The organism is Phenylobacterium sp. (assembly GCF_004297125.1).
Taxonomy (GTDB): Bacteria; Pseudomonadota; Alphaproteobacteria; order Caulobacterales; family Caulobacteraceae; genus Phenylobacterium.
The window spans coordinates 232,376-242,028 of record NZ_SCVD01000025.1; the positions used below are offsets into that span (position 1 = coordinate 232,376).

Here is a 9,653-nt window from a genome sequence, read left to right on the forward strand (position 1 = left end):
TTGCCAATGTCGGCGAAACTACACCGATGTCACGGGCCCACGTCGGTATGACCGTCTCGAAGATCACTGCCGCGGACGCCGCGACAGTGCTCGAACGCCTGGCCGGCTCGGACCGGGTCGAACGCGGCGCGGTCTACGTCATCAGCGTCGAGGCGATCCGCGAACGTTCCGGCGAACGCTGGCCCAAGAAGCGGGACGACGTCTGGGGCTACCTTGGGCGCAAGCTCAACGAATACCTGTCCTATCAGGACATCCATCACCGGATCAGCGAGACCGACGTCCTGGTCGCCATGACCACGGAGGACGGCGTCGCGGCCCAGGCCGTCGGCATGAAGGTCCTTGAGGACGTGCTAGAGTTCTTCCTGGGCTCGGTCGAGCGGATGGACATCCGCATCAGGTCGGTCAGCAGGATCGAGGGCGACGAGCTCACGGTCGCCGACCTGGACCCGGCCGTGATCGCCAAGGCCCGCGAGACCGAGTCCTCCGCCCCCTTCCGCCGCCAGGTCAGCACCGAGCGCGAGCGCGAGCGCAATCCGATCTCCTTCGTAGCCGCCAACGGCCAGCGGCTGCGCGTGGACTTCGCCCTCGAACATGTGATCAGCCTGAGCCACAAGGTCACCGCGGTCCTGCGCGTCGAGCCGATGGTCAGCTTCAGCGCCACCGGCGAGATCATCCCCACGCGGCGGTTCGCCCGCCTGTCGGACGCCGACGTCCTGGCCATCGACCGCGCCACCCTGGCGTTCGGCGCGCTCTTCATGCCGGTGGACGCCCGCAGCCAGCCCCCCGTGATCCTGCCGGCCTCGTTCCGCACCATGGGGGGCCGCAAGGGCCGCCAGGAGCTGGTGAGCATCGAAGGCGTCACGCCGGAGCGCGTGCGCCAGGGCATGATGCTGGAATTCATCGACATCGACCGCGGCACGCCCGCTGGCCGCATGGTCGAGGTCGTCAGCCTGGTCGGCAGCCTGACGCGCGGCGTGCTGGCCCGCCTGCAGCCGACCCGGGACGCGCTGGAGCCGATCCAGGGCGCCCGGTTCAACGGCCTGTCGATCGACTTCTCCGACGTCACCCTGCCTCGCCCGAAGCTGGAGGCGTTCATGCGGCTGATGGCGCACCAGATGCGCGGCAAGGCGCCGGCGCTGATCGCCCAGGGCCTCTCCGACTTCCGCCACATGGACATGGCCGACGACGCGGGCTTCACCCATGCCGGCGTGCGCTCGCCGCCGCTCACCAATCTCGGGCGGGAAGTGGCCTAAATCCGTTCGCCCAGGCTACGTCGCAGGGCGCGGGCGTCGTAGGTGTCCTCGCCGCGCGGCCGCTCGCCCCGGCCCATCACCACCTCGATGGTGGACGCCAGCGACGGCCCCCCGCCCAGGTTGAAGGTCGTGCCAACGCCGACGCTGACCCCGCTGCGATAGCCGAAGTCGCCGCCGCCGACGCCGACGCCCATGCGCGGGCCCCGGTCGGGCCGCCCCTCCAGGAAGCGGTCGGCGACCCGGAACCAGTCGTAGCCGCCGGCGATGGCGAGGTCGGCCGCTCGCATCAGCGCGTAGTCCGTCACCTGCTGCGGCGGCGCGCCCGGCCCGCCCCGGAAGGTGATCCGGTAGCGGCCCGGCTCGATCCGATAGTCGGAATAGCCCACGGCCTGCGGCCCGGCCGCCGGCTGGTAGAGCGTGGGCGTCGTGGCGCAGGCGGCCAGCGACAGGGCGGCGGCTGCGGCGATGAGCATGCGCTTCATGGTAAACGGTCCAAACTCGGAAAGGCGTGTCCCTTCCGAAGCTTATACGCCGAAACGGACGATCTGGCTGCGCCGTTCCGCTAAACCAGCCCCAGGGCCGCGACGAGGCCCGCGAAGTCGGCGGGTGGCGGCGCTTCGAGGCGCTTCTCCCCGCCGCCAGGATGCGGGAACTTCAGCGCCGTGGCGTGCAGCATTAGGCGCGGCACGGGCTGGCCGCCCACCACCAGGGCGCCGCCGTAGCGGGCGTCGCCGGCGATCGGACGGCCGATGTGGGCCAGATGCACCCGCAACTGGTGCATCCGACCGGTCTCCGGATCGAGCTCCAGCAGGGCCGCGCCGTCGGTGTGCTTGAGCGTGCGATAGCGCGAGACCGCCAGTTCCGCGTCCGGATGGTCCGGCGGGCATGGCCGCATATAGGCCTCGCGGCCGGTCTCGTCGCGGCGCAGGGCCTGCTCGATCCGGCCGCCCTTGGGCTCCGGCGCGCCGGGCGTGACGATGGCCAGATAGGTCTTGGCGAACCGCCGCGCCATCAGCGCCTTGCCCAGGAAGCCGGCCGCCGGCTTGGTCTTGGCGGTCAGGATCACGCCTGAGGTGTCGCGGTCTAGCCGATGGATCAGCCTGGGCCGCGCCTTCCCGGGCTTCGCGAAGGCCCACAGCAGCTCGTCCAGCGTATGGACCTGCCCGCGCCCGCCCTGGCTGGACAGGCCCGCCGGCTTGTTCAGCGCCAGGATCTCGGCGTCCTCATACATGACGAGGCCGCGGACGAACGCGACCTCTTCGGGCGACAGCTTGACCGGCGTCTGGACTTTCACGCCGCCGGGTTTAGCGGAGCACACCCCGCTTCGTCATCGTCCACGCGTACCAGACGAAGAACAGGCAGATCACCACGATGATCGCGGGCATGACCGGGCTCATCACGGCCGCAGCCCCCGGCGTGACCAGGTTGTAGGTCAGCGAGCCCACGGCCCCCAGGGTGGAGAGCGCGAACGCGTGCATCGCCCAGCGCATTCGGAGCAGGAGCAACAGCGAACCCGCGACCGAGCCCCACACGCCGATGGCCCAGACGGCGTGCATCCAGCCCGGGAAGGCGGCCATGAGCGCGATCTGCCCGTCGGTCATGCCCATCTGCCGATAGTAGGTCTCGCCCTGCAGATGGCTCATCGTGTAGTCGTAGCCGCCGAATCCGTTCCAGAGCACGGCGATCGCCGCGACCACCCAGAAGTGCCAGGGCGCGCTGCGGCTGGTGTCGATAGCTTCGGTCATCTTGGCGTCCCTCCCATGGACCTGGGAGCGAGCCTAAGCCCGGCTCATCCGCAGAACAATGGTCGGCGTGTCACTCGCCGCGCTCGCGGCGCAGGGCGGCCCAGCGCTCGAGACGCTCCTTGATCCGCGCCTCGGAGCCTTCGCCGCGCGGCTGGTAGAACTGCCGCCGCTCCATCCCCTCGGGGAAGTAGTTCTGGCCCGAGAAGCCCTCGGGCGCGTCGTGGTCGTAGGCGTAGCCCTTGCCGTAGCCCAGATCCTTCATGAGCTTGGTGGGGGCGTTGCGGATGTGGGCCGGCGGCATCAGCGAGCCGGTTTCCTTGGCCGCCTTCATGGCGGCCTTGAACGCCACATAGACCGCGTTCGACTTGGGCGCGGCGGCCATGTGGACCACGAGCTGGGCCAGGGCGATCTCACCCTCGGGCGAGCCCAGGAAATCGTAGGTGTCCTTGGCGGCGTTGGCGAGCACCAGCGACATGGGGTCCGCCTCGCCGATGTCCTCCGCCGCCGCGCGGATCAGGCGGCGCGCGATGAACAGCGGGTCCTCGCCCCCGGTCAGCATGCGGGCCAGCCAGTAGAGCGCCGCGTCCGGGTCCGAACCCCGGATCGACTTATGCAGGGCCGAGATGAGGTTGTAGTGCTCTTCCCGGTCCTTGTCGTAGGCCGGGCTGCGCTTCTGCAGCACCTGGCCCAGAGCCTTGGTGTCCAGCGGCTTGGCCGAACCGATATTGAACAGGGTCTCGGCCAGGGTCAGCAGATAGCGGCCGTCGCCGTCGGCCATGGCCATCAGGGCGGCGCGCGCCTCGGGCTCCAGCGGCAGCTCGCGGCCCTCATGCTCCTCGGCCTTGGAGAGCAGGGTCTGCAACGCCTCCTCGTCCAGGCGTTTCAGCACATAGACCTGGCTGCGCGACAGGAGAGCGCCGTTCAGCTCGAACGAGGGGTTCTCGGTGGTCGCCCCCACCAGGGTGACGATCCCCTCCTCCACGAAGGGCAGGAAGCCGTCCTGCTGGGCGCGGTTGAACCGGTGGATCTCGTCGACGAACAGCAGGGTCGCCTGCCCGGCCAGCCGGCGGGTTCGGGCCTGTTCGAAGGCCTTCTTCAGGTCGGCGACGCCGGAGAACACCGCCGAGAGCTGCTGGAACTCGTAGCCCGCCTCCTTGGCCAGCAGGCGCGCGATGGTGGTCTTGCCGGTGCCGGGTGGACCCCAGAGGATCATGGACGACAGCCGCCTGGCCTCGGCCATTCGGCGGATCGGGCCCTCGGGCCCCAGCAGGTGGTCCTGGCCCACCACCTCGTCCAGCTTCTGCGGGCGCAGGCGGTCGGCGAGCGGCGACGGCTGCTGGGGCGTCAGGCCCGCGGCTTCGAAGAGATCGGCCATAAGGACCCTTAGCAAACCCCGGCGGCGATGGTGAGGCGCATCGACGTCAGGATCGGTCGGCGGCCTGATCGAACCGCGTCCGCGCCGCCTCGACCTCCGGCCGGTTCTTGAACGCCCACTCGCCCAGGGCCTCGATCGGCTTGCGCAGCGACTGCCCCAGCTCGGTGAGCTCGTAGTCCACCCGCGGCGGAATGGTCGGGAAGACCGTGCGCGTCACCAGCCCGTCGCGCTCCAGGCCGCGCAGGGTCAGCGTCAGCATGCGCTGGGAGATGCCGTTGATGGCGCGGCGCATCTCGTTGAACCGTCGCGGGCCCGGGGCCAGCAGCATGACGACCATCACGCTCCACTTGTCGCCGATGCGCGACAGGATGTCGGTCACTGGCCGGCAGCTCGACTCCACCGAGGCCACCCCGTGCTTCTCCATCCTGGCGAAGACCTCCTCGTGGGAGAGACCGCCATCGGTCACATGCGTGTGCTCGGGGACCAAAATAGTGCCTTCTTGTGAGGGGCTCGACGGTTACGCAAATAGTGCTGGTCACAAAAATATACCAGCCCAAGGACCTCTCCGTGAACCTCCTCCATGTCGATTCCAGCATCCTCGGCGACCACTCGGTCAGCCGGAAGATCTCCGCCGCCGCCGTGGCCGCCCTGCGCGCCGCGACGCCCGACGTCCGCGTGACCTACCGCGACCTCGACGCCGCGCCCGCCCCGCACCAGTCCGGCGCCCTGCTGGCCGCGCGGGCCACGCCGGCCGAGGCGCGCACTCCCGACCAGGCCCGTGACGTGGCCGAGGCCGACGCGATTCTCGAGGAGTTCCTGGCGGCTGACGTCGTGGTGCTGGGCGTGCCGATGTACAATTTCGGCATCCCCAGCCAGCTCAAAAGCTGGATCGACCACCTCGCCGTGGCCGGCCGGACCTTCAGCTACTCCGAGGCCGGCGTCAAAGGACTCGCCGGAGGCAAGCGCGTGATCCTAGCCTCTTCGCGCGGCGGCTTCTACGGCCCTGAGAGCCCGGCGGCGGCCCTCCAGCACCAGGAGAGCTACCTGCGCGGCTTCTTCGGCTTCATCGGCGTGACGGACATCGAGGTGGTCGGCGCCGAAGGCGTCAACATCAGCCCCGACCTCAAGCAGACGGCGCTCGAAGCCGCCGTCGCCCAGGCGGCGGTTCTCTCACCGCTGAGTAAGGCCGCCTAGCGCGAAGCGGCTCAGGCCGCGAAGGTCTGGGTCAGCAGCCGGCCATTGCGCTCGACGGTCACCCGCCAGGCCCGCGCCGGGCTGGCGATGACCCCCGCCAGGTCCCGCACGCTGGTGATCTTCAGCCCGTTCACCTCGCGAACGATGTCGCCACGCTGCAGGCCGATATTGCGCGCCAGGCCTGCGCCGGGGTTCGTCACCAGCACCCCGGTTCCGGCGAAGGGATCCAGGCCCAGTTCGTCGGCCACCGCCGGGGACAGGTTGACCACGGTGGCGCCGGCGAACGGATTGCGGCCGGCCAGAGTGCGCTCGTCCCGCGCCGGCGTGGCGGGCGCCGCCTCGGCGCGCAGGGTGACGGTCTGGTCCTGGCCATTGGCCCGGCGCACCGTGAGCCGGAGGCTGTCGCCCGGTCGATGCGTGCCGATGGCGTAGCTGAGCGCCGCCGCATCCACGACGGGCCGGCCGTCGACCTGCAGTACGACGTCGCCCTGGCGCAGACCCGCCCGCGCCGCCGAACCGTTCGGCCAGAGGTCGGCGATCATCGCCCCTTGCGGCAGGGGCAGGCCCAGGCTGCGGGCCATCTCGGCGCTGACGGTCTGGGTGCGCGCACCGAACCACGGACGCACCACGGCGCGGCCGCCGCCGGCGGCGGTCTCCACCACGCGGCGCACGACGGCGGCGGGGATGGCGAACCCCACGCCCGACGAGCTCCCCGAGCGCGAGAGGATGAAGCTGTTCACCCCGATCAGATTGCCGTCCATGTCGACGAGGGCGCCCCCGGAATTGCCCGGGTTGATCGCCGCATCGGTCTGGATGAAGGCCGAGCCGGCCTCGCCGGTCGGGTCGGTGGTGCGGTTCAGCGCCGAGACGATGCCGTTGGTCACCGTCTGGCCGACGCCGAAGGGATCGCCGATGGCCAGGACCAGGTCGCCGACCTGGGTGTCGCCGCTGTCGTCCATAGCCAGCACCGGCAGGCGTTCGCCGGCGGGGACGTCGATCTTGAGGACGGCGAGGTCCGTGCGAGGATCGGCCAGCAGGACGCGGGCGGCGAATTCGCGCCGGTCGTTCAGCGCCACGGTGATCTCCTGGCCGCCCTCCACGACGTGGTTGTTGGTCACGATGATGCCGTCGGCTCGGACGATCACGCCGGAACCCAGCGACTGGGCGACCCGCGCCTGCGGCACGCCGAGGCCGAACATCTGCCAGAACGGATCGACCTGCTGACGCACCATCCGCTTGGCCGAGATGTTCACCACGGCGGGGGCGGTCCTCTGCACGACCGGGGCGAAGGACGACTTCATCGCCGCCGCGCTGGGCGGCGGCGCGCGGGTCGGCTCGGCGAAGGTGGCGGCCGGCTGGCCAATGGCGTGGCCGGCCGTCAGGGCCATCAGGACGGCGGGTATCAGGACGCGAAGCGCGCGCATGGGGTCTCCGAAAACGAACGGTCGCACGCTACGCAGGTTTCCGGCGCAATAAAGGCGAAGCTGCCGCAGATCAGTCCGCCGGCTGGCGCGCCGCGACGAACGCCAGCAGGAACGCCAGCCCCATCAGCCCGGCCGCGAGATAGATCGCCAGGCCCGGCAGGTGGAACGCCTCGTGCCGCAGCGACCAGGCGAAAACCTCGCCGAAGATGATCGGACCGATGATCGACGACAGGCCCATCAGGCTCTGGTTGGCGCCCTGGAGCTGGCCCTGCTGCTGCGGCGAGACCCGGCGCGTCATCAAGCCCTGCAGGCCCGGCATCAGGAGGCCCGTGAAGGCGAACACGGGCACCCCCAGGAAGTAGAGCGCGCCGGTCGGCGCGGCGGCGTACCAGGCGAAGCCCAGCATTCCGGCCATGGCCCCGATCAGCACGGCGTTGCGCTCGCCGACCTGCTTGACGATCGGCCCCACCAGGAACGTCTGCACGACCACCCCCGCGACGCCCGTGGCCAGGAAGGTCCAGCCCAGGATCGCCGGGGTCCAATTGTACCGGTAGCCCAGGTAGAGGACGAAGATGGTCGGCAGCACCACGTGGGCGAGCTGGAACAGGAAGCCCACGCCGGCCAGCGGCAGCAGGCCGGTGTGCGAGCGAAGCAGGGTCAGCGACCCCACGGGGTTGGCCCGCTTCCAGTCGAACGTCTTGGCGCGCCGCTCGGGGGGCAGGCTCTCGGGCAGGATGAAGAAGCCGTACAGCCAGTTGACGAAGGTCAGCCCCGCCGCCGCGAAGAATGGCAGGCGCAGGTCGATCTCCCCGAGGGTGCCCCCGATCGCGGGCCCGAAGATGAAGCCGAAACTGAACGCCGAGCTCATCCAGCCGAACACCTTGGCCCGCTCCTGCGGCGCGGTGACGTCGGCCAGGTAGGCGTTGGCGGTGGAGAAGCTGGCCGCTGTCAGGCCGTTCAGGATCCGGCCCAGGAACAGCCACCACAGGGTGGGCGCCATGGCCATGAACAGGAAGTCCACCGCCAGGCCGAACAGCGAGATCAACAGCACCGGCCGTCGGCCCCAGCGGTCGGCCATCAGGCCCAGCACCGGGCCCGAGACGAACTGCAGCAGGCCCCAGGTGGCGGCGAACACCAGGTTCCATTCGGACGCAGCCGCCGTATCCCCGCCGGTGAACTGCTTGATGAGGTTGGGCAGGATCGGGATCATGATCCCGAACGAGATCGAGTTCATCAGCGCCAGGGCGAAGATGAAGCGGAAGCTGGCCCGGCGGCCCGCCGCGGCGGCTGTTTCGTCGGTCATGCTATTCTCCCCCCGCGCTGTCTAACGAAGTTCGGCGCGCGCGCCCACCGAGCGCAACTGCGCCTGCCAGTACTCCGCCAGCCGGGCCAGCAGGGCATGGTCGGGGAAGCCGTGGCGGGCGGCGCTGCCGGCTGGAACCTGATGGAACCCGCGATGTTCGACGCTGACGCGGGTCTCGTCGCCCACGGCCTCGAAGCACACCTCGACCTCGGTATGGAGGTCCGGTGGGAAGTTCGCCTGCCGCCAGGAGAAGACCAGTCGTTCGGGCGGCTCCCAGGCCAGCACCTTGCCGATCTCGAAGACCTTGCCGTTGGCCAGGGTCTCGGTCAGCCGCCCGTCCGCGAACGCCAGGGCGCCGGGCGCGCGCGGGGTGGTCTGGAACAGGCCGCTCGGCCGCCACCAGGCGCCGATCTCCTCGGTGAAGACCGCGAACGCCCGCTGAGGCGTCGCCTTCACCCGCAACGCCACATAGACCTTGGAGGTCATGCGTCCCGCTCGACATGGGCCTTGAACGCCAGGAGCTGGGCGCTCCAGAGCCGTTCGCTCTCCTCCAGCCAGCGCAGCAGATGGACCATGGGTTCCGGCCTCAGGGCATAGATGCGAACGCGCGCGTCGAACTCCGGATGGCTTTCCTCGACCAGGCCGCTGGCGCGCAGGGTGCGCAGGTGACGGCTCATGGCGGGCGCCGAGATGTCCAGCTCCCGCGCCAGTTCCCCCGCCGCCCGCGGCCCCTGCGCCAGCAGGTCGATGGCGCGGCGCCTGTGCGGGTCGGCCAGGGCCGCCAGCGTCTGGTCGAGGGCCGGGACGGCGCTCAAATCCACCCCGTGATCTTGAGTCCGCTGGCCTGTTCGGCTTCTTCGCGACTCACCGCCTGGACGGTCTGGGCGACAGTCCAGATGTGGCCCTCCGGATCGCGGCAGCGATAGGTGCGATCGCCGTAGAACTGGTCGGCCGGCTCCACCAGAATCTCGAAGCTGGCCTTCCGCGCCCGCTCGCAGTGGGCGTCCACGTCGGTGTCGATCTGGATGTGTACGGTCTGGGTGTTCTTGCCGCCGATCGAGGCCGGGCTCTTGTGGTCGTCCGACCATTCGCTGCCGACCATGACGACCGCGTCGCCGAACCGCATCTCGGAATGGGCCACGTTGCCCTGGTCGTCCTCGATCAGCATCGACAGCTCGAAGCCGAACGCCGCCTCCAGGAACTTCAGCGCCGCCTTGGGGTCGCGGTAGCAGACCGCCGACATCAGGGGCGCGCGCCAGTCCTTGGTGTTGGGGACAGCCATCTCAAACCTCCTTCAGGCAACTGCGGATATGGACGACCTCATCCTCAGCGGGGAGCGGCCATTTCATTTCCCTTGCT

General features: G+C 69.9%; 12 protein-coding genes. 2 read left to right on the forward strand and 10 right to left on the reverse strand.

What is annotated here, in order from left to right; translation table 11 throughout:
• Nucleotides 1-26: 26 nt before the first annotated feature.
• Entirely contained in the window at nucleotides 27-1,253 is a 1,227-nt protein-coding gene (locus tag EPO51_RS18775; RefSeq protein WP_293353345.1) for a hypothetical protein, read from the forward strand.
• Here the strand turns inward: EPO51_RS18775 and EPO51_RS18780 are convergent.
• The 5 genes from EPO51_RS18780 to EPO51_RS18800 all read right to left on the reverse strand — a co-directional run bounded on the left by EPO51_RS18780 (nucleotide 1,250) and on the right by EPO51_RS18800 (nucleotide 4,860).
• Nucleotides 1,250-1,735 carry a CC0125/CC1285 family lipoprotein gene (locus EPO51_RS18780; RefSeq protein ID WP_293353347.1) on the reverse strand — a complete coding sequence of 162 codons (486 nt, stop codon included), beginning with the start codon at nucleotides 1,733-1,735 and terminating at the stop codon, nucleotides 1,250-1,252. The genes EPO51_RS18775 and EPO51_RS18780 overlap by 4 nt on opposite strands.
• Before the next feature lie 80 nt (nucleotides 1,736-1,815).
• The gene (locus tag EPO51_RS18785) at nucleotides 1,816-2,547 is read right to left on the reverse strand and encodes an RluA family pseudouridine synthase (protein WP_293353349.1); all 732 of its coding nucleotides are present in this window, start codon (nucleotides 2,545-2,547) and stop codon (nucleotides 1,816-1,818) included.
• A 10-nt stretch (nucleotides 2,548-2,557) separates the two neighbouring features.
• Complete coding sequence (locus EPO51_RS18790; RefSeq protein WP_293353351.1) at nucleotides 2,558-2,998, reverse strand: hypothetical protein; 441 nt, start codon at nucleotides 2,996-2,998, stop codon at nucleotides 2,558-2,560.
• Between the two features lie 70 nt (nucleotides 2,999-3,068).
• Nucleotides 3,069-4,373 carry a replication-associated recombination protein A gene (locus EPO51_RS18795; RefSeq protein WP_293353353.1) on the reverse strand — a complete coding sequence of 435 codons (1,305 nt, stop codon included), beginning with the start codon at nucleotides 4,371-4,373 and terminating at the stop codon, nucleotides 3,069-3,071.
• Nucleotides 4,374-4,419: 46 nt separating this feature from the next.
• The gene (locus EPO51_RS18800; RefSeq protein ID WP_293353355.1) at nucleotides 4,420-4,860 is read right to left on the reverse strand and encodes a winged helix-turn-helix transcriptional regulator; all 441 of its coding nucleotides are present in this window, start codon (nucleotides 4,858-4,860) and stop codon (nucleotides 4,420-4,422) included.
• Nucleotides 4,861-4,940: 80 nt separating this feature from the next.
• Between EPO51_RS18800 and EPO51_RS18805 the strand changes: the two genes are divergently transcribed.
• On the forward strand, nucleotides 4,941-5,567 hold the full coding sequence (locus tag EPO51_RS18805) for an FMN-dependent NADH-azoreductase (RefSeq protein WP_293353357.1): 627 nt from the start codon (nucleotides 4,941-4,943) through the stop codon (nucleotides 5,565-5,567).
• Between the two features lie 11 nt (nucleotides 5,568-5,578).
• Here EPO51_RS18805 and EPO51_RS18810 read toward each other — a convergent pair whose 3' ends face one another.
• The 5 genes from EPO51_RS18810 to EPO51_RS18830 form a co-directional block, all read right to left on the reverse strand.
• Nucleotides 5,579-6,991, reverse strand: coding sequence for a Do family serine endopeptidase (locus EPO51_RS18810; protein ID WP_293353359.1), 1,413 nt, complete (start codon nucleotides 6,989-6,991; stop codon nucleotides 5,579-5,581).
• Between the two features lie 70 nt (nucleotides 6,992-7,061).
• Nucleotides 7,062-8,294 carry a TCR/Tet family MFS transporter gene (locus EPO51_RS18815; RefSeq protein WP_293353361.1) on the reverse strand — a complete coding sequence of 411 codons (1,233 nt, stop codon included), beginning with the start codon at nucleotides 8,292-8,294 and terminating at the stop codon, nucleotides 7,062-7,064.
• 21 nt (nucleotides 8,295-8,315) lie between these two features.
• A complete protein-coding gene (locus tag EPO51_RS18820; RefSeq protein ID WP_293353363.1) occupies nucleotides 8,316-8,780 on the reverse strand; it encodes an SRPBCC domain-containing protein in 465 nt (154 codons plus the stop codon).
• Nucleotides 8,777-9,115 carry an ArsR/SmtB family transcription factor gene (locus tag EPO51_RS18825; RefSeq protein WP_293353365.1) on the reverse strand — a complete coding sequence of 113 codons (339 nt, stop codon included), beginning with the start codon at nucleotides 9,113-9,115 and terminating at the stop codon, nucleotides 8,777-8,779. The genes EPO51_RS18820 and EPO51_RS18825 overlap by 4 nt, the downstream gene beginning before the upstream one ends.
• Nucleotides 9,106-9,576: a VOC family protein gene (locus tag EPO51_RS18830; RefSeq protein ID WP_293353367.1), complete on the reverse strand. Its 471-nt coding sequence runs from the start codon at nucleotides 9,574-9,576 to the stop codon at nucleotides 9,106-9,108. The genes EPO51_RS18825 and EPO51_RS18830 overlap by 10 nt, the downstream gene beginning before the upstream one ends.
• Nucleotides 9,577-9,653 lie beyond the last annotated feature (77 nt).

Bases quoted from the DNA above. Each gene is read 5' to 3' on its own strand.
- EPO51_RS18775 (WP_293353345.1), top strand. From the start codon at position 27: ATGTCACGGGCCCACGTCGGTATGACCGTCTCGAAGATCACTGCCGCG.
- EPO51_RS18780 (WP_293353347.1), bottom strand. From the start codon at position 1,735: ATGAAGCGCATGCTCATCGCCGCAGCCGCCGCCCTGTCGCTGGCCGCC.
- EPO51_RS18790 (WP_293353351.1), bottom strand. From the start codon at position 2,998: ATGACCGAAGCTATCGACACCAGCCGCAGCGCGCCCTGGCACTTCTGG.
- EPO51_RS18795 (WP_293353353.1), bottom strand. From the start codon at position 4,373: ATGGCCGATCTCTTCGAAGCCGCGGGCCTGACGCCCCAGCAGCCGTCG.
- EPO51_RS18810 (WP_293353359.1), bottom strand. From the start codon at position 6,991: ATGCGCGCGCTTCGCGTCCTGATACCCGCCGTCCTGATGGCCCTGACG.
- EPO51_RS18815 (WP_293353361.1), bottom strand. From the start codon at position 8,294: ATGACCGACGAAACAGCCGCCGCGGCGGGCCGCCGGGCCAGCTTCCGC.
- EPO51_RS18820 (WP_293353363.1), bottom strand. From the start codon at position 8,780: ATGACCTCCAAGGTCTATGTGGCGTTGCGGGTGAAGGCGACGCCTCAG.
- EPO51_RS18830 (WP_293353367.1), bottom strand. From the start codon at position 9,576: ATGGCTGTCCCCAACACCAAGGACTGGCGCGCGCCCCTGATGTCGGCG.